At 75.2% G+C, this 22,008-nt stretch carries 18 protein-coding genes; 8 read left to right on the top strand and 10 right to left on the bottom strand.

The window, feature by feature from the left end; translation table 11 throughout:
- Window positions 1–60: 60 nt before the first annotated feature.
- The 4 genes from OP18_RS22895 to OP18_RS22910 all read right to left on the bottom strand — a co-directional run bounded on the left by OP18_RS22895 (window position 61) and on the right by OP18_RS22910 (window position 5,372).
- Complete coding sequence (locus tag OP18_RS22895) at window positions 61–1,131, bottom strand: VWA domain-containing protein (protein ID WP_052387217.1); 1,071 nt, start codon at window positions 1,129–1,131, stop codon at window positions 61–63.
- 167 nt (window positions 1,132–1,298) lie between these two features.
- A complete protein-coding gene (locus OP18_RS22900; RefSeq protein WP_052387164.1) occupies window positions 1,299–3,899 on the bottom strand; it encodes a DUF5682 family protein in 2,601 nt (866 codons plus the stop codon).
- Window positions 3,900–3,909: 10 nt separating this feature from the next.
- Complete coding sequence (locus OP18_RS22905) at window positions 3,910–5,031, bottom strand: ATP-binding protein (RefSeq protein ID WP_052387165.1); 1,122 nt, start codon at window positions 5,029–5,031, stop codon at window positions 3,910–3,912.
- Window positions 5,028–5,372, bottom strand: a complete 345-nt coding sequence (locus OP18_RS22910) for a hypothetical protein (RefSeq protein WP_156089704.1) — start codon at window positions 5,370–5,372, stop codon at window positions 5,028–5,030. Before OP18_RS22910 ends, OP18_RS22905 begins: the two co-directional genes overlap by 4 nt.
- Window positions 5,373–5,542: 170 nt before the next feature.
- On the opposite strand from OP18_RS22910, the gene OP18_RS22915 reads away from it, so the two are divergent.
- Complete coding sequence (locus tag OP18_RS22915) at window positions 5,543–5,908, top strand: MmcQ/YjbR family DNA-binding protein (protein WP_063745563.1); 366 nt, start codon at window positions 5,543–5,545, stop codon at window positions 5,906–5,908.
- 16 nt (window positions 5,909–5,924) lie between these two features.
- On the opposite strand, the gene OP18_RS61900 is transcribed toward OP18_RS22915, so the two are convergent.
- The 3 genes from OP18_RS61900 to OP18_RS22925 form a co-directional block, all read right to left on the bottom strand.
- Window positions 5,925–6,047 (bottom strand): hypothetical protein, encoded by a 123-nt coding sequence (locus OP18_RS61900; RefSeq protein ID WP_260710342.1) that lies wholly within the window; start codon window positions 6,045–6,047, stop codon window positions 5,925–5,927.
- 285 nt (window positions 6,048–6,332) lie between these two features.
- Window positions 6,333–7,712 carry a DUF8189 domain-containing protein gene (locus OP18_RS22920; RefSeq protein ID WP_033361062.1) on the bottom strand — a complete coding sequence of 460 codons (1,380 nt, stop codon included), beginning with the start codon at window positions 7,710–7,712 and terminating at the stop codon, window positions 6,333–6,335.
- Window positions 7,713–7,835: 123 nt separating this feature from the next.
- Window positions 7,836–10,967 carry an AfsR/SARP family transcriptional regulator gene (locus OP18_RS22925; protein WP_052387167.1) on the bottom strand — a complete coding sequence of 1,044 codons (3,132 nt, stop codon included), beginning with the start codon at window positions 10,965–10,967 and terminating at the stop codon, window positions 7,836–7,838.
- 67 nt (window positions 10,968–11,034) lie between these two features.
- Between OP18_RS22925 and OP18_RS57460 the strand changes: the two genes are divergently transcribed.
- The 6 genes from OP18_RS57460 to OP18_RS22955 all read left to right on the top strand — a co-directional run bounded on the left by OP18_RS57460 (window position 11,035) and on the right by OP18_RS22955 (window position 17,426).
- On the top strand, window positions 11,035–12,912 hold the full coding sequence (locus OP18_RS57460; RefSeq protein ID WP_156089705.1) for an AfsR/SARP family transcriptional regulator: 1,878 nt from the start codon (window positions 11,035–11,037) through the stop codon (window positions 12,910–12,912).
- A 103-nt stretch (window positions 12,913–13,015) separates the two neighbouring features.
- Window positions 13,016–13,762, top strand: coding sequence for an NUDIX hydrolase (locus OP18_RS22935; RefSeq protein ID WP_033361064.1), 747 nt, complete (start codon window positions 13,016–13,018; stop codon window positions 13,760–13,762).
- Window positions 13,759–14,706 carry a BUD32 family EKC/KEOPS complex subunit gene (locus tag OP18_RS22940; RefSeq protein WP_033361065.1) on the top strand — a complete coding sequence of 316 codons (948 nt, stop codon included), beginning with the start codon at window positions 13,759–13,761 and terminating at the stop codon, window positions 14,704–14,706. Before OP18_RS22935 ends, OP18_RS22940 begins: the two co-directional genes overlap by 4 nt.
- A gap of 51 nt (window positions 14,707–14,757) precedes the next feature.
- Window positions 14,758–15,720, top strand: coding sequence for a hypothetical protein (locus OP18_RS22945; RefSeq protein ID WP_033361066.1), 963 nt, complete (start codon window positions 14,758–14,760; stop codon window positions 15,718–15,720).
- 2 nt (window positions 15,721–15,722) lie between these two features.
- A complete protein-coding gene (locus OP18_RS22950) occupies window positions 15,723–16,940 on the top strand; it encodes an adenylosuccinate synthetase (RefSeq protein ID WP_033361067.1) in 1,218 nt (405 codons plus the stop codon).
- 87 nt (window positions 16,941–17,027) lie between these two features.
- Complete coding sequence (locus OP18_RS22955; protein ID WP_033361068.1) at window positions 17,028–17,426, top strand: hypothetical protein; 399 nt, start codon at window positions 17,028–17,030, stop codon at window positions 17,424–17,426.
- 277 nt (window positions 17,427–17,703) lie between these two features.
- Here the strand turns inward: OP18_RS22955 and OP18_RS22960 are convergent, their stop codons facing one another.
- Complete coding sequence (locus OP18_RS22960) at window positions 17,704–19,497, bottom strand: DEAD/DEAH box helicase (protein WP_389250688.1); 1,794 nt, start codon at window positions 19,495–19,497, stop codon at window positions 17,704–17,706.
- On the opposite strand from OP18_RS22960, the gene OP18_RS22965 reads away from it, so the two are divergent.
- On the top strand, window positions 19,473–20,018 hold the full coding sequence (locus OP18_RS22965; protein ID WP_313900953.1) for a hypothetical protein: 546 nt from the start codon (window positions 19,473–19,475) through the stop codon (window positions 20,016–20,018). The two genes, OP18_RS22960 and OP18_RS22965, sit on opposite strands and share 25 nt — an antisense overlap.
- Before the next feature lie 9 nt (window positions 20,019–20,027).
- Here the strand turns inward: OP18_RS22965 and OP18_RS22970 are convergent, their stop codons facing one another.
- On the bottom strand, window positions 20,028–20,567 hold the full coding sequence (locus tag OP18_RS22970) for an RNA 2'-phosphotransferase (protein WP_033361070.1): 540 nt from the start codon (window positions 20,565–20,567) through the stop codon (window positions 20,028–20,030).
- Between the two features lie 8 nt (window positions 20,568–20,575).
- Entirely contained in the window at window positions 20,576–21,997 is a 1,422-nt protein-coding gene (locus OP18_RS22975) for a bifunctional 3-(3-hydroxy-phenyl)propionate/3-hydroxycinnamic acid hydroxylase (RefSeq protein WP_033361071.1), read from the bottom strand.
- Window positions 21,998–22,008 lie beyond the last annotated feature (11 nt).

The raw sequence follows: 22,008 nt of genomic DNA on the forward strand, positions 1-22,008 counted from the left end.
GGCTCCTCCACCACGCCGGTCCGCTCTCCCGGCTGCCCGCCCCGCCAAGCTCGTCCGTTCTCACCGGCCCACCTGCTCCGCCACGAACGCCGCCAGCTCCCCGGGCGTCATCGCGCCGACGGCCGCGCCGGCGTCGGCGAGGCGCTGGCCCAGGTCCCGGTCGAACGCGGGATCGGCGTCCTCGTCCAGCGCCGCCAGGCACAGCACCTTCGTGCCCTGCCCGGCGAGGTCGCCGACCAGTCGCACCAGGCGTTCGCTGCCGCCGGTGCCCTCGTACAGGTCGCTGATCAGCACCAGGATCGCGCGCCGCGGCTGCTCGATCAGGCCGGCACCGTAGGCGACCGCCTGGGCGATGTCGGTGCCGCCGCCGAGCTGGACCTTCATCAACAGCTCGACCGGGTCGTCGACGTCGGCGGTCAGGTCGACCACGGCCGTGTCGAACGCGACCAGGTGCGTCTTGACGCCCGGCAGCCCCCACAGGCACGCCGCGGTGACGGCGGAGTGGATGACGCTGCCGGTCATCGATCCGGACTGGTCGACCAGCAGGATGACCTGCCACTGGTCCAGGTGCCGGCGGGTACGCGCGACGAAGTACGCCGTCTCGACATACACCTTGCGCTCCTGCGGCTGGTAGTGGCTCAGGTTGGCGCGCAGGGTGCGGCGGATGTCGAAGTTGCGCGCCACCTTGAACCGGCTGGCGTTGCGGGACCGCGCCCCGGAGAACGCGTGCCGCACCTGCGTGGCCAGCCGCTCCATCAGCTGCCGCACCACCGTCTCGACGATGCGGCGGGCCAGCAGCAGCACGTCGGGGTTCATCAGGTGCTTGGTGCGCAGGACCGCCTTGAGCAGTGTCGGGTTGGGCTCGATCCGGGCGAGCACCGCAGGATCGGTGACGACGTCGTGGATCTGGTACCGCTCAACGGCGTCACGCTGCAACCGCTCCACCGTCTCCTTGGGAAACAGCGTCGTGATCCCGTCCAGCCAGTCGACGGTGGTCACCAGCGACGGGCCGTCGCCGCCGTGGCGGGTCTGCCGGATGCCGCGTCGTTCGAGGTCCTCGTCGCGGCCGTACAGCCAGTCGAGCGCCGCGTCCCGTCCGCCACCGGCGTCGCTGAGCTGCCCGCCGGCCATGACGGAGTGGCCCGGCTCGCCGAGTACGAGCCGCCAACGCTCCAGCGCCGCGAGCCGCTCCTGCACGGCGAGCTGCTCCGGCGCGGCGAGCTCCTCCTGCGCCGCGAGCCGCTGCTGCGCCGGGAGCCGCTCCTGCGCCGTGGCGTCGCCGTCGTGGTCCGGCATCGTCATGCCAGCAGCCCTTCGCGGGTGAGGACCTCGTCGACGCGCGCCTCCAGCTCGGCCGCAGCGGCGGTGAGCACGGGGTCGGCGGCGGGTGTCCGCAGCAGCGACCGCCCGGACCCGCGCATCCCCCGGCGGGCGAGCAGGTGCCCGGCGACGGTCTCGCGTTCCCGGGGCGGGAAGTACGCGAACGCCTGCCGCAACGCCGGCAACGCGATCAGGAACTCGGCCTCGCCCATGCCGCTGACGAGGTCGTCGAGCACGTCCAGGACCCGCGGCGTGTGCAGCACCTCCTCGCGCGCGACCCCGAACAGCCCGGCGAGCCAGTCCCCGACCGTGCCCGGCGTCGCCGCGCCGCGCACCGCCCGGACCGGATCGTCGAGGATGCCGTCCGCGTCGGCGCTCGCCACGCCGCCGCCCACCGCGCCGCCGCCCACCACGCCGCCGCCCACCACGCCGCCACCGCCCGCCGCGACGCCGTCGCCCACCGCGCCGCCGTCGCCCACCGCGACGCCGTCGCCCACCGCGCCGCCGTCGCCCACCGCGCCGCCGTCGCCCACCGCGCCGCCGTCGCCCACCGCGCCGCCGTCGCCCACCGCGCCGCCACCGCCCGCCGCGCCGCCGTCGCCCGCCGCGCCGCCGTCGCCCACCGCGCCGCCACCGCCCGCCGCGCCGCCACCGGCCGCCGTGCCGCCGACCGGCCCGCTCGCGCCGTCCGCCGCGCCGCCCACCGACCAGCCGAAGCCATACGCGGCCCCGCGCAGGTCGGGTGGCGCTTCACGATCCGCGGCCACCCGGCGCATCACGTCGAGCGCGACCTGCCGGTCCAGCCCGAGCCGCCGCCCCGCGTGCACCATCGTGTCGCGCACGGCGACGATCGCGTCGATGCGGGCCGGTTCCGCCGGGGCGGTGCCGCCGCGTACCCCTTCCGCCAGCCACAACGCCCGCCGCTGCGCGGCGCCGATCACCGTGCCGAGGGGTGCGCTGCCGGCGGTGCCCAGCAGCCGGTCGTGGCGCCACAGGGCGAGCACGACCGCGAGCAGGCGGCCGAGGGCACCCAGGTCGGCGGCGGTGCCGACGGCGGCGTCGAGGTCGCGCAGGACCTGGTCGGACAGCCGCACCGTGCCGCACAGCGCGGCGTCGAACAGGGCGTCGGCGAGCCCCGCGACGTCGGCGCCGCGGATGCGTTCGGCCAGCGCGGCCGCGGCCGCCTCGTGCAGGGTCGCGCCGTACGCGCCGGCCTCGATCAACGCGACCAGCCGGTGCTCGTGCACGCTGACGTCCCACCGCTCCTCCAGCACCGGGTCGACCCCGGTGCGTGGTCCCCGTCGCCGGGTGAACCCCGGGATCCCGAGCACCCGCAGGCGGTGCAGCAGCCGGCTGCGGCGCAGGCCGTCGTCCTCGGTGAGGGCGAGGGTGACGGTCCGGTCACCGCCGAGCCCTTCACGCTCCAGATCGGCGTCGGCGTCGTGGACGAGCGGCGGCAGCGGCGTCGACGGATGCAGCCGGCCGACCCGGGACCCGCTGAGCGCGGCGACCATCTCCACGACCACCGGGTGGGTGCCGGCCCGCAGCCGCCCGCGGGTCGCCCACGGCAGCGGCTCGTCGAGCGCGTCGTGGACGAGCGCCCCGGCGAGCCCGTCCAGCACGTCGGTGCGCCCGGGGTGCTGGTGGCCGCGGACCAGCGCCAGGCCCGCGGCGGACGCGGTCGCGGCGATGAGGTCCGCCGTCGACGCCCGCTGCCGGCGCTCCCGGAGCCGGCCCACGACGGCGGTGACGAGCTGGTCGGCGGCGTGCCGCGGCCCGCCCTCCCACAGCTGCTGGTAGTACTCCGGCGAGGGCATCCCCGACTGGTACCCGTCGAACGCGTCGAGCCGCCGGAACGAGTACGGCACCAGGTAGCTGCCGCCGACTGCCCCTTCCGGCAGCCGCGGCACCTCGGGCCAGCCGGTGTCCGCGCCGTCCGCCGCGGCGACCAGCCGGATCAGCGCCGGCCGGTGGAACCCGCCGGTGACCACGACGATGGGCCGGTCCCCCGCGTCGGCGGCCGCCGCGCGGATCCAGCGCGCCATGTACGCCTCGCGGCTCGCGTCGCCCTCACTCACCGGGGTCTCGCCGCGCAGCAGGTCGAAGTAGGCGGCGAGGCGCTCGGCGAGCCCGTCGTCGGGCGGGATCTCGAACAGGTGGTCCCACAACGCGTCGACGTTGTCGACGGCGAACGTGACGCAGAGCCGGTCGACGACCTCGGCGTAGCGCTGCTCGGCGTCGGCGTACCGGTTCTCCCGCGCGGCGAGCGCCGGGTCCCACGACGGCAGGTCGATGAACCGGACCTGCGCCCCGGCGCGGTGGCCCTCGTGCAGCGCGACCCACTCCGGGGAGTACGCGCAGAACGGCGCCCACGAGCCGGACTGCCGGTCGTCGTCGCGGTAGCTGCTGAACACCGCGACCGGCAGGTCATGGCCGAGCAGCAGCTCACCGATCCGGTCGTTCATGTCGGCGGGGCCTTCGACGAGCACGTGCGCGGGCCGCAGCGCCGCGATCGTGCCGGCGACCAGCCGCGCGCACGCGGGGCTGTGGTGCCGCACGCCGATGAACGTCGTGGTCATCGTGCCCGCCTCAGCCCGGCAGCTGGTGCCGTGCGGCGTGCAGCGCCTTCCACTGCGCGCCGGACCGCCAGGTCACCTGCTGCTCCAGATACCGCCGCAGCTTCGCGAGGTCGTCGCCGTTGTCCTTGGCGGCGGTCCCGGCCAGGCACGACACCAGGTCCTCGGCGGTGCCCGGCTCGCGGCGCAGGAACCAGCCGCGCAGCCCTACGGCGTGCGCGACGGAGACCGCCTCGGCGGTGCTCATCACCGCCGACAGCCGCTCCATCGTGTCGCCGCGCGCCGTCTGCCCGGTCCGCAGCTCCCGGAACGTGGTGACGAGCACCTCCAGCACGTCCCGGCGCGGTGCGGCGGTGACCCCGGAGCGGCGCAGCAGCGCACCCGCCTCGGCCTCGACGAGGGACAGCTCCGTGTCGAAGTCGGCGATCGGGAACACCGTCTCGAAGTTGAACCGCCGCTTCAGCGCGGCGCTCATCTCGTTGACGCCCCGGTCGCGGGTGTTGGCCGTCGCGATGACGTTGAACCCGTCCCGGGCGAACACCATCGAGTCCGCACCGGTCAGCTCGGGGATCGCCAGCACCCGATCGGACAGCGGCGACAGCAGGCAGTCCTGGACCTCCAGCGGGCAGCGGGTGATCTCCTCGAACCGCACGACCTTGCCCTCGGCCATGCCGCGCAGCAGCGGGGCGCGCACGAGCGAGCGCTGGCTGGGCCCTTCGGCGACGAGCAGTGCGTAGTTCCACGAGTACTTGATCTGGTCCTCGGTCGTCGCCGCGCCACCCTGGACCGTCAGCGTCGACTCCCCGCTCACGGCCGCGGCGAGCAGCTCCGACAGCAGCGACTTGGCGGTGCCGGGCTCGCCGACGAGCATCAGCCCGCGGCTGGTCGCGAGGGACACGAGGGCCCGGTCGATGAGCGACGGGTCGCCGACGAACTTGCGGCTGATCTCGGCGGCCGGGTCCCCGACGATGAACCGCCGGGCGGCGGTGAGGCTCAGCGCCCAGCCGGGCGGCCGCTCACCGGTGTCGGTGTCGCGCAGCCTCGCCAGCTCGTCGGCGTGCCGGACCTCGGCCGGCGGCCGCTGCACCGTGGCGCCGTCCCGCTGCTGCGGCACGGCGTCCGCTTTGGGGCTCACTGCATGACCTCCCGCGGGTCGGTGATGATCTCGGACACGGTAACGGGGTCGGGCTCGGCGGGCGGCGGCGCGGCGCCCGGCGGCGGCCGCCCGTCGCCGGTTGCGCGCGGGGTGAGGTCGGTGACCCCGCGTCCGCCGGCGCTCAGCCTGCACGCCACGCGGCCCAGTTGGTCGCGGATGCCCGCCGGGGCGCGCGGGCCGATGAACGACGTGCGCAGGTTGGGGCGCGTGGCGACCAGTGAGGCGACGCCGGCGGTCCGGATCGGTGCGCCGCCGCGCCGCCGCCTGATGGCCCGCAGCCAGGCGGCCGGCATCCCCAAGGTGCCCTCGACAGTGCCCATCCGCCGCCTCCCCGTGGCCAGATCTGGATGGGCGACACCCTAGCGACGCCCACCGACAATTTCGGCCGGGCGCCCGTACGCTGCGAGAACGCATTTGATCATGAAACTTGGCAAATGGGGAAAATCGGATCCCCGGAAAAGTGTCGGACCCTCCTGTTACACCTACAGACATGGGATTGCGAACCAGCCGCGGAGTGAGCGTCGCCGAGGCGCTCCGCATGGTCCTGACGCTGCCTGAGGTCGAGCAGCGCCTGCACGGCAACCATCTCAGCTTCCGGGTGCGCGACCGCGGGTTCGCCTATCTGTGCGAGGACGACTGGACCATGCTGGTCAAGACGTCCCGCGAGGAGCAGGCGGCCCTCGTGGAGGATGACCCGCGCGCGTACAAGAAGTCGCACGTGTCCGGCCGGTTCGGCTGGGTGCAGGTGCGCCTGCGCAAGGCGCACGAGGACGAGCTGTGCGACCTCATCACCGAGGCCTGGCGGATGACCGCACCGAGGCCGATCCTGGCGCGCCTGGATCTCGCTTTACGGTGATGTTCTGGCGCCGGGGCTACCGCAGCGCGGCCACGATCATGGTGACGATCCCCGCCCCGAGCGCGGCGACGAGGCAGGCCGCGAGCGCGATGCGCGAGGTGAGACGGACCACCGGGGCGACACTGGCCAGGATCTTCATGCGGGCCAGGGGACCACGACGGCCTGAGGCCGGCCTGTGGTCCGCCTGAACACGTCGGGACCGTGACGGGCTCCGGCTCGAGGTCGGGCTGCGTCGAATCGGTGTGCGTCGGGCGAGCTGTCAGGGCGACGAGAAACGCCCGCCGGCCTCGTGGTGGCGGCGCGCCCGGGGCGGGGCGGCCCAGGTGATCTGCCGGTGCGCCCAGCAGTGGGACGGCGTCCCGGAGCGCGGCGTGCGCCGCCCGGCGCTTGTGGCCCGGGCGGCGCACTCCCACACCCTCACCCGTCAGGCGAGCTTGCCGCCGATCTTCGACCAGTTCCAGGTGCTGCCGTCCCAGACGTTCTGCCACAGGGCGCCGTCGGCGCCGCGGGCGAAGACGCGCAGCAGGTACCCGTCGAACGTGGCACCGGCGTTGCTGGTGATCTCCCCGCCCAGGCTCTGCAGGGTCCAGGTGCCGTCGGCGAGGTAGTACTGGTAGAGGCTGCCGTGGCCGGCGCCGCGGGCGAAGACGCGCACCACGCCGCCGAGCCACAGCACGCCGAACCCGCTGGTGAACTCGCCGCCGATGCGCTGCTGACGCCAGCTGCCGCCGTCCCAGTAGTACTGCCACATCGCGCCGTCGGTGCCCTGGAACAGCACCCGCAGGTAGGCGGCGTCGTCGACGACCGCCGGGTTGTCCAGCATGAGCCCGCCGATGCGCTGCGACGCCCAGGAGCCGCCGGACAGGTAGTGCTGCCAGAGGGAGCCGTCGCCGCCGCGGTAGAAGACCCGCACGACGTTGCCCTTGACCACGGCGCCGGTGCCGCTGCTGAGCGACCCGCCGATGCGCTGCTGCTGCCAGCTGCTGCCGTTCCAGTAGAACTGCCACAGCGCGCGGTCGGTGCCCTGCACGAAGACCCGGATCAGGTTCTCGTTGGGGTCGTACACCGCCGACGGGTTGCCGATGATCTGGCCGCCGATCTTCTGCGACGTCCAGTGTCCGCCCTCGAGGTAGTACTGCCACAGGGCGCCGTCGGCACCGCGGAAGAACACCCGCGTGGTCGTGCCGATCTGCACCGCGCCGACACCCGGGGTGGCGTCGGCGATCCGCTCGTACCGGTAGGCGTTGTAGTGCGACGCCAGCTTGCCGCTGATCCGGTCGTCGGCGCCGAACCCGCCGTCGGTGTAGTGCACGATCGGGGTGCTGCCGAAGCTGTAGTACTGGAACGACGTCTTCGACACGTCGTTCCAGCCCTGGAAGATGACCGCGTGGTGTTCGTCGCCGACGTTGTCGACCAGGATGTCGCCCGGCTGCAGCTGGGACTTGCTGATCGGCACGGCCCGCGAGTCGGTGGAGTCCTGCAGCTCGTACGTGCTGGGCTGCTTGTCGGAGTGCCACGCCATGGCGACGTAGCCGGAGCAGTCGGTGCGGTACCGGTGGTCGCCGTCGACGTCCTTGGCGGTGTCGGTGCTGCTGTAGGTCATGTCGGCGTCGTCGCGGCGCCCGTACCAGTCGCGGACCCGGCTCATCACCTCCGACCTGGTGATGGTGGCGCTGTAGGTGGACGCGGCGTGCGCCGGCGCCGTGCCGACGGCGAGGTCGGTGACGACGGCGCCGGCGAGCCCGACGACCGGTGTGAGGACGAGCGTGGTGAACCGCCTCGCCAGGCGGTGTCGTGTGGTCATGGTCATTGGGTAGGCAACCCCCCGGATCGAGTCGACGGCCCGTGATCGAGCCGGGGAGAGCGTGGCGGAACGGCCGTTGCGGCGGCGTTGTGGCCGCGTTGCGCCGCAGGTGGGGGGCCGTGCTCAGCGCCGGCGGCGGGCGGCGGCGAGCAGCCCGCGGGCGTGTCGCTCGCCGGGCCGGTGCCCGGACCGCGTGTAGGCGCGCAGCGCCCGCCGGGCGTGCCGCGCCGCCGTCGCGGGGTCGCCCCGGCGCAGCGCCACCTCGGCGAGCACGGCGACGGCGTGGGCGGCGTCGACGGTCAGGAACATGGCGGTCGCCTCGCTGCGCGCCCGGTCGGCGTGCTCCCGGGCGGTGTCCAGCTCGCCGAGGCGGCAGTGCGCCCTGGCCAGGCCGAGCAGCGGCTCCACCGTGCGCAGCCGGGCACCGATCGCCTCGGTCACCGACAGCGCCGACGCCGACAGCCGGGCCGCCTCGGCGTGCTCGCCGAGGTGCGCGTGCATCGCGGCCAGCGCGTTGAGCGCCTCCGCCTCGATCCAGCGGTCCGCGATCTCGCGCGCCTGCGCCAGCGCGGTCCGGGCCCGGGCCAGGCCCTCGCCGCCGCGGCCGGCGTGGATCGTCTCGATGAGCGCCACGCCGAGGTTCGCACGGATCAGGACCTCCTGGTGGCCGACCTGCCGGCCCACCGCGAGCGAGCGCCGGAAATGCTCCGCCGCCCGGTCCGGCAGCCCCAGCTCCCAGTAGGCGCGGCCGGCGTTGTGGTGGCTGCCCGCCTGCGTGCTGAGGTCGTCGGCGCGGCGGGCCAGCTCCAGCGCCCAGAGCGCGCCGCGCAGCGCGGTGCGCAGGTAGCCCATGCGCAGGTGCATGAAGCTGAGGCCGCTCCTGCGGCTGTTGCCGATGTCCGGCATGCCCCACCGCTCTGCCTGCCGCATCGCCCGCGCCATGTCCGAGACACCGACGGGCAGCTGGCCGGCGATGTCGCACCGGATGACACCCAGGTTGCCGGTCACGGCGACCTCGCCCATCGCCCAGCCGGCGCGGCGGGCGAGCTCGGCGGCCTCGGTCAGGTGCGCCATCGCGGCCGTGGCCCGCCCCGCGGTGAAGGCGGCGTGCGCGGCGCTGTGCAGCATCGCGACCACGGCGCGGTCGTCGCCGTCGCGGCGGGCGGCGCCCAGCCCCACCTCCGCCGTCGTGGTCCAGTCCACGAGGCGCCGCAGCCGGGCGAACACCCCGCGCAGCGCGTCGGCGAGCAGCCACGCGACCGGTTTCGGGCCGTGCCCGGCGCAGTGCACGACGAGTGTCGCGAGGTTGGCCAGCTCCTGCTCGAGCCAGTCGCGGGCGGCCGGGCCGGAGTCGAACCGCAGCGTGGACGGCGGCGGCGGGCCGGGCGGCAACGGCAGCCGCAGCCCGTGCCGGAAGAGGTGCCGCGCGGCCGCGTCGGCGCAGTGCAGGTGCCAGTCGCAGAAGCGCTGGAACGCCTCGACCGCGCCCGGGTCGGCGGTGGCGCGCTCCGCGGCGTACCAGCGCAGCAGGTCGTGCACGGTCCAGCGGCCGGCCGCCGGGTTGGCCAGCAGGCAGCCGGCCGTCAGCCGGTCCAGCAGCCTGGCCGCCTCCTCGACCGGCACCCCGGCCAGCGCCGCGGCGGCCGGGGCGCCGATGTCACCGGTCGGCACCAGCCCGAGCAGCCGGAACATCCGCCGCTCACCGGCCGGCAGCGCCTCGTACGACGCGTCGAACGCGGCCCGGATCATCGCGTCCTCGTCGCCGTCGACCGCCATCCCGCGCAGCCTGCCGGTCCGCAGCAGCGCCGCGTGCTCCTCCACCGCGCGGAACGGCGCGTCGAGCAGCTGCGCCGCCACGATCCGCAGCGCCAGCGGCAGGTGGCCGCACACCTGCGCCAACGCCTCCAGGGCCGACGGCGGCTCGCCCGGCCGGTCCGGTGCCAGCAGCCCGGCGAGCAGCTCCCGGGCCTCGGCGGGGCTGAGCACGTCGAGGTTGAGCCGCCGGGCACCCTCGTGCACGATCAGCCCGGACAGGCGGTGCCGGCTGGTCACCAGCGCGAGGCAGCCGTGGCCGCCGGGCAGCAGCGGCCGCACCTGCTCCGCCGACGCCGCGTTGTCCAGCACGACCAGCACCCGACGGCCGGCGAGCAGCGAGCGGTACAGCGCCGCGGCTTCCTGCACGTCCAGCGGCACCGCCTCCGGGGCGACCCCGAGCCCGCGCAGCAGACCCGCGAGCGCCTCGATCGGCCGCACCGGCGTGGCGGGCCCGAACCCGCGCAGGTCCACGAACAGCTGCCCGTCGGCGAACCGGGCGGCGACGCGGTGCGCCCAGTGCACCGCGAGCGTCGTCTTGCCCACCCCCGCCATCCCGACGACGGTCACCACCATCGGCGCCGCGGTGCCCCGCTCGTCCGGCACGAGCGCGTCGAGCGCGGCGAGCAGGTCCGCCCGGCCGGCGAACCGGGCGGTGTCCCGGGGCAGCTGCAACGGGGTCACCGGCCGCCGGTACGCCAGGCCGGGATCGTTGTCCAGGATCCGCTGGTACATCGCCCGCAGCCGCGGACCCGGATCGAGCCCGTAGTCCTCGGCGAGCTGCCGGCGGGTGTCGTGGAACACGGCCGTCGCCTCGGCCTGCCGCCCGGAGCGCGCCAGCGCCAGCATCAGCTGGGCGCGCAGGTTCTCCCGCAGCGGGTGCTCGGCGGCCAGCTCCCTGACCTCGGCGCACAGCTCGGCGTGCCGGCCGAGGAGCAGCTCGCACTCGACGCACTCCTCGAGCACGTCCAGCCGCAGCTCGTCCAGCGCGGCCGCGGCCGCCCGGATCAGCTCCGCGTCCTGGAACTCGGCGAACGCCGGCCCCCGCCACAGGCCCAGCGCCTGCCGCAGCAGCGTGACGGCCTCGCCGGGGCGGCCGTCGGCGGCGGCCTTGCGCCCCTGCTCGCCCAGCGCCCGGAACCGCTCGCTGTCCAGCTCGTCGGGGCCGACCAGGAGCTGGTAGCCGCCGGCGGCGCGGACCAGCCGCTCCTCCCCCACGACCCGGCGCAGCTGGTGCACGTAGACGCGGATCGTGCCGGCCGCGCCCGGCGGTGGACCGGCCCGCCACAGCGCCTCGGCGAGGGTGCCGCCGCTGACCACCGCGCCCGGCCGGCACAGCAGCGCGGCCAGCAGCAGCCGCAGCTTGGGCGGCCCGACCGTGAGCGTCCCGGCGTCCTGGCCGGTGACGAGCAGCGCACCGAGCACCCCGAAGTCCATCGACATCCCCCAACGTCGCGTCCTCCGCGCCAACGTACCCGTGCCCGCCGCCGCCCGGCGGGTGGTGACCGGCATGCGGACACCGGCCGCCGGCTGCGGGGAACCGCTCAAGCCGTGGGCGGGGCTGCCGATTGCGGCGGCTGTGGACGTGCGCGTGCTGGGGCAGATCGAGATCATCGACGGTGACGGGCGGCGGATGACCGGCGACGACCTGCCCCGGCGGGCACGGCAGGTCCTGGGGGTGCTGGCGGCGCGGCACGACCGGGTGCAGTCGAAGGACGCCCTGGCCGACGCGGTGTGGGGGGCGGACCTGCCGGGCAACGCGACGGCGGCGCTGGAGCACTACGTGTCGGTGCTGCGGCGGGCGCTGCAGCCGGGGGTGCCGACGGGCCGGTCGTTCATCGTGACGAGGGCCGGCGGGTACGTGTTCGCCACCGACCGGGCCCGCCTGGACCTCGCCGAGCTGCGGGCCGCGGCGAAGGTCGCCGAGCGCCGGCCGGGCCAGCTGGACGTACGCGAGCGGATCGTGGAGCTGGCGCCGGAGCTGCCGTTCGCCGAGGACGAGTACGCCGACTGGGCCGCACCCGCCCGTGCCGAGGTGAAGGCGGTCCTGGTCGCGGCGCTGCTCGACCTGGCCGAGCCGGCCGCCGCGGTGGAGCCGGCCCGGGCGCTGCGCCTGGCGCGCGAGGCGACGGAGCTGGAGCCGTTCACCGAGCGCGGGTACCGGCTCGCCATGCTCGCCGGTGCCCGGCTGGGCCGCGCGGACGAGGTGGTGCGCTGGTTCGACCTGTGCCGCCGGGCGCTCGCCGACGACCTGGGCATCGCCCCGTCCGCCGACACCACGTCGCTGCGGGACCGGCTGCTGGCCGAGCTCTCCACCGCCGCCCCGGCCACCGCCGGTACGGCCCGCGCCGGGGACCGGCGCCGTGGCGACCGGCGCAAGGCCGACCGCCGCGCCGCCGCCCAACCCACCACCACGACACCCGCCGCGCAGGAGACACCCGCCCCCGCGGCTCCCCCGGCCGGACGGCGCCTCTCCGTGGTCCGGGCCACCGACCCCGCGCCGGGCACCGCGGACGGCACACCCTTCGTCGGGCGGGCCGCCGAGCTCGCCGTCCTCGCCGGCGGTCCCGGCGTCGTGCACGTCACCGGTCCCGCCGGCGCCGGCAAGTCGGCCCTGCTCGCCCGGCTGCGTGAGGAGGAGCCCGGCCGGGTCGGGCTGGGGCGCGGGCCGGGGCCGGGCGGCGCGCTGCGGCTCGGCTGGCTGCGGGCCGCGCTGCACCAGCTCGGCCGGCCCGCCGACGAGGTGCTCGACGCGGCGATGCGGGAGCGCCGCTGGCTGCACCCCGCCGAGCTGGACGCGATCGCCGGCGGGCTCGGCGGCCGTACCGTCGCCGTGGACGACGCGGAGCACCTCGACGCGCACTCCGTCAGCGAGCTGCGCTGGCTGCGGGAGCGTGGGCTGCGGGTCGTCGTGTCGTACCGGTACCCGTCGGCGATCGCGGACCGGCCGCTGCACGCGCTCGACGCGGACCTGGTGCTGCGGCTCGACCCGCTCGGCGAACGGGACCTGCCGGCCGGCGTCCTCGCCGCGAGCGGCGGCATCCCGGCGCTCGTCGCACCCGCGTGCGGCGGCGACCCGGCGCTCGCCGAGGCGGTCGCGACGCACCTGGCCCGGCAGCGCACCCGGTGGATGCCGCCGGCGGCGTGGGAGGTGCTGCGGCTCACCGCGGCGCTCGGCACGCTGCGGGTCGAGCAGCTCGCCGCGGCCGGCGGCCTCGACCTCGACGAGGTCCTCGCCGCCGTCGACCGGCTCGTGCACGCGCACCTGCTGGCCGAAGGGCCCGGCGGCAGCGTCCGGCACCGCAGCGACCTGGTCAGGTCCGCGGTCGCCGCGCAGGTCTCCGCCGCGCACGGCCATCACCTCCGCGACCGCCTCGCCACCGCGTAAGGACGACCGGGGCGCGCGACGGAAAAACGTCATTGCGCCACCCGTACCCCACGACGTATGTTCTTCTCAGATCGAGAACTACTCAATCTGAGAAGGACTCAGGGTGAACGACGCCGACTTCCTCGCCAACTACGACCCGCGCGCCTACCCGCCGGTGGCGGTGACCGTGGACATCGTGGCGTTCACGATCCGGCAGGGCGCGCTCAACGTGCTGCTCGTGCGCCGCGCCTGCCCGCCCAGCGAAGGCATGTGGGCCCTGCCCGGCGGGTTCGTCGGGCAGTGGGAGGACCTGCCGACCGCCGCCGCGCGGGAGCTCGCCGAGGAGACCGGCGTCGCCACCGCGCACCGGCGGCTGCACCTGGAGCAGCTCGGCACGTACGGCGCACCCGACCGCGACCCCCGCATGCGGGTGTTCTCGGTGGCCTACGTGGCGTTCGCGCCCGACCTGCCCGACCCGGTCTCCGGCAGCGACGCCCGCGAGGCCGCGTGGGTGCCGATGGACGAGCGCCCCGCGCAGCTCGCGTTCGACCACAGCACGATCGTCGCCGACGGCCTCGAGCGGGCCAGGTCGAAGCTGGAGTACACGCCCCTGGCGACCAAGTTCGTCGGCGAGGAGTTCACGATCGCCGAGCTGCGCGCCGTGTACGAGACGGTGTGGGGCGAGCCGCTGCACGCCGGCAACTTCCACCGCAAGGTGCTGTCCGTGCCCGGGTTCGTGGAGAGCACCAACACGACCACCGAGCGCGGCGGCGCCCGCGGCGGCCCCCGGGCCAAGCTCTACCGCGCCGGCGACGCCCGGCTGCTGCACCCGGCACTGCTCATGCCCAGCAGGGAGGAGACGGTCCGATGACCACCACCGCCGAGGCCATCGAGCTCATCATGCACCGGGGCAGCACGCTCTTCGACGGCGACGACCCGGCCGGCACGTACCGGCGGCTCGCCCGCCTCACCCACCCCGACACCGCCGGGCCGCAGGGCGCCGCCGCGTTCGCCCGGCTCAGCGACCTGTGGCGCAACCGCGGCACCATCCGCAGCGCCGCGGGCGTCTACTCCACCGCCACCCTCGCCTTCGAGGGTGACCTCGCCAACCTGTACGCCGTGCCCGACGGCCACCTCAAGCTCGTGCGGGACCCGGCGTGCAACGACCTCATGGCCCGGGAGGCGGCCGCGCTGCGGCGCATCGCGGAGCGCGGCGACCCGCGCTACCTGCCGTACGTGCCGCGGCTGGTCGACTCGTTCCGCCACAAGGACGGCACCGTGACCCGGCGCGGCAACGTGCTCGCCACCACCGCGGGCGGGCTGCACAGCCTCGCCGAGGTCGCGCGGCGCCGGCCCGACGGGCTCGACCCGCGCGACGCGGCGTGGATGTGGCGGCGGCTGCTCGTCGCGCTCGGCCTCGCGCACCGCGCCGGCGTCGTGCACGGCGCGGTCCTGCCCGAGCACGTCCTCATCGAACCCCACGACCACGGGGTGGTGCTCGTCGACTGGTGCTACAGCGCCAGCGAGCCCGGCGAGCGGATCCCCGCGATCGTGCCGCACCGCCGCGACCACTACCCGGCCGAGGTCCTCGCCCGCGAGACCCCCGGCCCCTACACCGACCTGGCCATGGCCGCCCGGCTCATGGCCGACCTGATGCGGGATCTCGCCCCGCCGGCCCTGCGGCGCTTCGCCGACGGCTGCCGGCTCAGCTCGCCCAGGCAGCGCCCCGACGACGCCTGGAAGCTGCTCGGCGAGCTCGACGACCTGCTGCACCGCCTGTACGGCCCGCGCAAGTTCCGGCCGTTCGCCCTGTAGAAGCCCGCACAAGACCGTACAGACCGTACAGACCGCACAAGGAGGAGACCCATGGGAAGTGGGATCTGGTCGACCGACGTGTACGACGCCGCCGACCGCTACCGCCGCGCCACCGGCGCCAGCGCGTTCGCCTACAGCGACTCCGGCGCCCGCACCGTCCACACCGCACTGGACCCGAAGGGCGTCGGCAAGCGGGAGAGCCGCGACTCCGACGAGCACCCCGACTCGGTCGCCATCGCCGTGCTCTTCGACGTGACCGGCTCGATGGGCTCGGTGCCCCGGGTGCTGCAGCAGAAGCTGCCGCAGCTGCTCGGCCTGCTGCTGCGCAAGGGGTACGTGAAGGACCCGCAGATCCTGTTCGGCGCCATCGGCGACGCCACGTGCGACCGGGTGCCGCTGCAGGTCGGGCAGTTCGAGTCGGACAACCGCCTCGACGAGGACCTCGGCCGGTTCGTGCTCGAAGGTGGCGGCGGCGGGCAGATGACCGAGTCCTACGAGCTGGCGATGTACTTCATGGCCCGGCACACCAGCATCGACTGCTACGAGAAGCGGGGCAAGCGCGGCTACCTGTTCATCATCGGCGACGAGCAGGCCTACCCGCGGGTCAAGCCCGGCGAGGTCCGCGCCGTCATCGGCGACGAGCTCGACGAGCCCATCGCGCTGCGGGCCGTCGTCGACGAGGTCCGGCGCATGTACGACACCTACTACATCCTGCCGACGGGCACCGCGTACGCCGGCAACACCACCATCCTCGACTTCTGGAAGGACCTCCTCGGCCAGAACGTCATCGCCCTGGACGACCTCGACGCGGTCTGCGAGACGATCGCGCTCACCGTCGGCCTCGGCGAGGACAGCATCGACCTGGACGAGGGCCTCGAGGACCTGCGCGAGGTCGGCTCGAAGGCGACCGCGACCGTCGGCAAGGCCCTCGCGCGCATCGGCGGCGACCGCGCCCCGGTCGCCACCGGCACCGCCCCCGCGATGACCGGCACCACCAGCGTGGAGCGGTTGTAGCCATGCGGCACGTCATCGTGGTGGACCTCGGATACGGCGACTGCGGCAAGGGCACCGTCGTCGACCACCTCTGCGCCACGCGTGACGTGCACACCGTGGTGCGCTTCAACGGCGGCGCGCAGGCCGCGCACACCGTCGAGCTCGCCGACGGGCGCAAGCACACGTTCGCACAGTTCGGGTCGGGCACGTTCCGGCCCGGCGTGCGGACCCACCTGTCCCGGTTCGTGGTCGTGGACCCCCTCGCCCTGGCCGCCGAGGCCGACCACCTGATCGGCCTCGGCGTCCACGACGTGTGGCAGCGGCTCACCGTCGACCGCGCCGCGCTGCTGTCCACCCCGTACCACCGCGAGGCCAACCGGGCCAGGGAGATCGCCCGCGGCGCCGACCGGCACGGCTCCTGCGGGATGGGCGTCGGCGAGACGATGGCGTACGCGCTGTCCCGCCCGGACGACGCGCCCCGGGTCGGCGACTGCCGCACCCCCGCCGTGCTGCGGGCGAAGCTGCGCCGGCTGCGGGCCGCGCTCGGCGTCGGCGGCCCGCCCGTGGACGCGTGCGTCGAGGCGTACACCGCGTTCGCCGCCACGGTGTCCATCGTGGACGGTCTGCGCATCGAGGGCCCGTGCGTCTTCGAGGGCGCGCAAGGGGTGCTGCTCGACGAGTGGCACGGCTTCCACCCGTACACCACCTGGAGCACGACGACCTTCGCGAACGCCGAGACCCTCCTGGCCGGCGCACCCGCCTACCGCCTCGGGGTGCTGCGCACGTTCACGACCCGGCACGGTGCCGGCCCCCTCGTCACGGAGGACCCGGCGCTGCCGGTCACCGACCCGAACAACCCCACGAACCCGTGGCAGGGCGCGTTCCGGGTCGGCCACTTCGACGCCGTCGCGCACCGCTACGCCCTCGACGTCTGCGGGGGCGTCGACGGTCTCGCCCTCACCCACCTCGACACCGCCGAGCACACCCCGCAGCTGCGCATGTGCACCGGCTACGACGGCACCGTCCCGACCCGCGGCGTCACCGGCGACCTCGACCGCCAGGAGCGGCTCACCCGCGCGCTGCTGGCCAGCCGGCCCAGGCTCACCACCGTCCACGACTGGACCAGCGCCGTCGAGGAGCAGCTGGCCACCCCCGTGGTGCTCCAGTCCCGCGGTCCCCGCTCGCAGGACAAGACGTCCACCGATTCGGCCCTGGCGCCCGCCACCCAGCTGACATGCTGAAACCGCACCTCAGCGGCACCACAGCCGATCCTCAGCGCGCTGTGTGACGCTGCCACCCACACGAGGCGCGACGGAGGGGCACACGGCATGGGACTCAGTCGCGGCACGCTCAACGCGGTCCTGCTCGCCACCACCGCGGGCCTCGCCATCGGCGGCGCCGCCGGGATCGTCGCCCCCACGTTCGCCGAGGCCGGCCCCGCCGCGCCACGCCACGCCGCGCCACCGACCGTGGTGACCGACGTCGACGTGCTCGGCGCCGACCACATGAGCATCACGATCCGCTTCGGCAACACCGGCGCCGTGGTGCGGCACGTGGCGCCGGCGGACCTCACCGTGTCCGCGGGCCCGGCGGTCCTGCGCGCACGTACGCCCACCGCCGTCGACATCCTCCCGGGCCACGTGGTGACCTCGACGTTCGCCTTCGACCCACCCCCACCCGGCGCCGACCTGACCCTCCACCTGCCGGGCGAGACCCTGCCCCTCTAGCGCCCCCTACGGACGCGCGCCGGCACGGACGGGCACCGTTGCGCTCCAGCGCTGGACCGGGTGCAACCCGATGTGCGTGTGCGGGACCGCCGGCGCGCCGCACCACGGCACCGCAGTCCGGCCACGGGGGTTTCGACCTGCACCACCGGGAACGGGCTCCACGTGAACCTGCGAACCTCTCGATGAGGCAGCCGCGCGGCAGCGCCGGCGAGCATGGAGGGCTCCCGGATGGGAAACCCCCGGCCGGCGCGGCGACAGCCGCCGAAGCCGAGCACCGCTACTGGTTGAAGCGTTCGCGGCGGACCACGGGGCGGCGGCCCTTCAGGGTGGTCCGGCGCAGGGTGTCGATGACCTCGTCGACGGCGCCTTCCGGGACCTCGACCAGGGAGAACCGGTCGGTGATCTCGATGGCGCCGATGTCGCGGCCGCTCAGGCTGGACTCGCCGGTGATGGCGCCGACGAGGTCCTGGGGGCGGATGCCCGCGGCCCGGCCGGCGCCGACGAAGAGCCTGGTCATGCCGCCGGCGGGGACGCGGCGGCCACCGGCGTCGCGGCCCCGGCCGCGGCCGTCGGCGTCGCGGACCGAGACCCGCCGGCCGGGGCGGTCCCCGGAACCCGCACCAGGACCTGAACCGTAGCCGGGGCGGTCGCCCTCACGCGGGGCGCGCAGGGTGATCTCGGGGATCTCCTCCTCGTCGCCGTCGCCGATGGCGGCGGCGTCGTGGGCGAGCTTGACCGCGGCGATGGCGATCTCCATGAGGTCGAACTCGTCGCTGAGGGTCTCGACCACGACGCGGAACTGCGACAGGGCGGCGTCGTCGGCGACGAGGCTCTCGTGCAGGGCGGCGCGGGTCAGTTCGAGGCGGCGGGCGCGCAGGTCCGCGACGGTCGGGACCTTCTCGATGAGGATGCGCTGCTTGGTGATGCGTTCGATGGTCTTGAGCATGCGGTGCTCGCGGGGCTCGGCGAGGGTGATCGCCACGCCCTCGCGGCCGGCCCGGCCGACGCGGCCGATGCGGTGCACGTACGACTCGGGGGCGGACGGCACGTCGTAGTTGACGACGTGGGTGAGGTGCTCGACGTCCAGGCCGCGGGCGGCGACGTCGGTGGCGACCAGCAGGTCGGCGGTGCCGTTGCGCAGGCGGGCCATGACCCGGTCGCGCTGCTCCTGGCCCATGCCGCCGTGCAGGGCCTCGGCCCGGTACCCGCGGCCGTTGAGGGTCTCGGTGAGCTGGTCGACCTCGTCGCGGGTGCGGCAGAAGACGAGGGCGGCGCCGGGGGCCTCGACGTCCAGGACACGGCCGAGGGCGGCGGGCTTGTGCGCGCGGGGCACCACGTACGCGACCTGGCGCACCAGCGGGGCCTCGCCGGCGGCGGTGGGGGCGCGGCCGATCTGGATGCGGACCGGGTCGTTGAGGTGGCTGCGGGCCAGGCCGTCGATGCGCGGCGGCATCGTGGCGGAGAACAGCACGGTCTGGCGGTCCTCGGGGGTCTCCTGCAGGATCGCCTCGATGTCCTCGGCGAAACCCATGTCGAGCATCTCGTCGGCCTCGTCGAGCACGACGACGCGCAGGTCGTGCAGGTGCAGCGTGCCACGGCTGATGTGGTCGAGGGCCCGGCCCGGGGTGGCGACGACGACGTCGACGCCGTGCTCCAGGGCGCGCAGCTGGCGGCCGATCGGCTGGCCACCGTAGATCGGCAGGACGCGGGTGCCGAGGTCCTTGCCGTACCGGTGGATCGCCTCCGACACCTGCACGGCCAGCTCGCGGGTGGGCACGAGGATGAGCGCGGAGGGGTTGTCGCCGCCCGGGGCGGGGATGGTCTGCAGCAGCGGCAGCGAGAACGCGGCGGTCTTGCCGGTGCCGGTGGCGGCCTGGCCGAGCAGGTCACGACCGGCGAGCATCGGCGGGATCGCCTCGCGCTGGATCGGGGTCGGCTCCTCGTAGCCGAGGGTGGTCAGTGCCTTGAGCAGCTCGTCCCGCAAGCCCAGTTCGGCGAAGCCGGTGTCGTCGTTGGTGCCTGCGGTCACGGTGGAGCTCCTCAATCGTGGCATTCGTGGCGTCTCTAGCATCCCAGGCCGCACCGCCCGCCGCCGGGGCGGTGCACCCCGTTGTGATCTGCGACCAGCCCGCACGGGTCCCCGCGGCGGCGCCCGGTGCGGCCGACTGGTACAACGAGCGGGTGGCCGACGACGACTGGCAGTCCCAGCGAGCCCGCGCCGTGGCGCACCACGGGGCCGAGCTCGACCGGCGCCGCGCCGCGGAGGCCGCGGAGGCGTCGGGCCTGGTCGAGCGGTTCGTGGCGGACGCCCGGGCGGCGGGCCTGCCGACCGCGCCGTTGCGGGCCCGGTCGTACAACGGACGCTCCTACCGTACGCCCCTGCGCGGCTGGTACCTCAATAGTGACCGGACGATCGCCGTCGGTGACGACGGTCGGTACTACTCGCTGCTGGTGCCGCCGAGCGCGACGGGCTGGCTGACCGGGGTAACCCCGCAGCCGCAGGCGCCCAGGCTGATCGTCGGCGAGGGCGCCCGCGACGGCGAGTCGCTCCCCCTGGCCAGGCTGCTGCAGCAGCGCCTCGAGGCCGGCTGAGCGCCGGGTTCACAGCCTGATGAACTCCGGCGGCACCTCGTCGGTGAGCCAGACGCCGTTGCCGGAGACGTAGAACACGTGCCCGGCCCGCGCCATCTGCCCGGCGAGGACGGTGAGGACCGCGACGGCGCCGCCGCGGCGGGTGCCGACCCGGCGGGCGGTCGCGGTGTCCGGCGACAGGTGCACGTGGTGGCGGCCGCCGCGGTTGAGCCCGGTCGCCTGGATCGACGGCAGCGCCGCCGCGCCGGTGCCGTGGAAGAGCACCTCCGGCGGCTCCTGTGGGGTGAGCCCGAGGTCGACGGGGACGGAGTGGCCCTGGTTGGCGCGGATGCGCTCGACCCCGCCGGGGCCGGTCCGCACCGCATAGCGCTGCTTGTCGTTGCCGGCGACGACCTCGTCGAGGTCCGTCCGGGTGATGCCCATCGCGGTGAGGAACTGGTCCACGGGCACCCAGCCGCCCGCGTCGAGGGTCAGCCCGACCCGGGCGGGGTCGTGGCGCAGCGCCTTCGACATCCGCTTGCTGAGCTTCACGAGCTGCTGGTGGTCCATCGCAGCTCTCATTGTGCGACAGGCGTCCAGCCGTTTCCGGCCACGACGCGGTCGGGGCGCAGCAGCACCGTGCGCCGCCGGCCCATCCAGCGCCGCAGCGCGCCGCTCGGGTCGAGCTCCGGCGTCACCCGCACCACCCGGGCCGAGCCGTGCCTGATCAGCACGCCGGGGCGGCAGAGCACGGCCCAGCCGTCGCCGAGGACGTCGTCGAGCGGCACGTCGCGGCCCTGCCAGCGCACGACCGGCTGCGGTGCGAGGGTCCCGGCGCGCCGGCCCCGGCCCACGCCGCGCAGCGGCGGGCTGGTCGAGCGCAGCGCGAGGCCCTTCAGCCCGGGCAGCCGCCACACCGCGCCGAGCACGACCCGCCGCACCGACGCCGCGCGGTCCTGTCCCCCGGTCATCGCCCAGCCGGCCACGACGGCGAGCCGGATCTGCGCCTTCGCGTGGGGTTTGCGTTCGCGCTCGTACGAGTCCAGCAGGGTCGGCCGCCCGGACGCGAGCTTCCAGGCGAGGTTGTGCGCGTCGCGCAGCCCGGCGCCGAGGCCCTGGCCGATGAACGGCGGGGTCTGGTGCGCCGCGTCGCCGAGCAGGAACACCATGCCGCGCCGCCACGTGGAGGCGACCGTGGCCCGGAACGTGTACTCGGCCTCGCGCAGCACGGTCACCGCGGCCCCGGCCAGCCACGGCGCGAGCAGGGCCGGCACGTCGAGCGTCGACTCGCCGTCGTGCAGCCGGAACTCCCACCGGTACCGGCGCGGCCCGAGCTGCATGAAGGTCGCCGCCCGGCGCGGGTCGCAGACCTGGTGCACGCCGCCCCACGCGTCGAGGTCGCGGTCGGTGACGCCGTCGACGACCAGCCACCGCTCCTGGAACCCGAGGTCCTCCAGGGTGGCGCCGATGAGGCCGCGGACGGTGCTGTTGGCGCCGTCGCAGCCGAGCACCGCCGACGCCGCGAGCGTCTCCTGCCCGGCGGGGCCGGTGCAGGTGACGGTGCAGGTGGCAGTGCCGGTGGCGACGTCCGAGGTGACGCCGGTGACGGCGGTGACGGTGACGCCGCCGCGGAACTCGACGAGCGGCAGCTCGGCGACCCGCTCGCGCAGCAGCCGCTCCAGGTCCGGCTGGTCGAACATGTTGGCCTGCGGCCAGCCGTGCGGGCCGGGGGCCGGGTCGCGGCGGAACTCGGCCATCGTGCGGTGCCGGCCGTCCAGCAGCCGCAGGCCGAGGCCGGGGCGGCTGACGGCGGCGAACCGCTCGGCGATCCCGAGCTGCTGCAGGATCCGCATCACCTCGTCGTCGACGTGCACGGCGCGGGGCAGCGGATACGGCGTGCTGTAACGGTCCAGCAGCAGGCAGGGCACGCCGCGCTGGGCGAGCAGGATCGCGGAGGCGGCACCGACCGGTCCCGCCCCCACGATCACCACTGGGTCCACGCGGCGACCCT

Source organism: Dactylosporangium aurantiacum (genome assembly GCF_000716715.1).
Taxonomy (GTDB): domain Bacteria; phylum Actinomycetota; class Actinomycetes; order Mycobacteriales; family Micromonosporaceae; genus Dactylosporangium; species Dactylosporangium aurantiacum.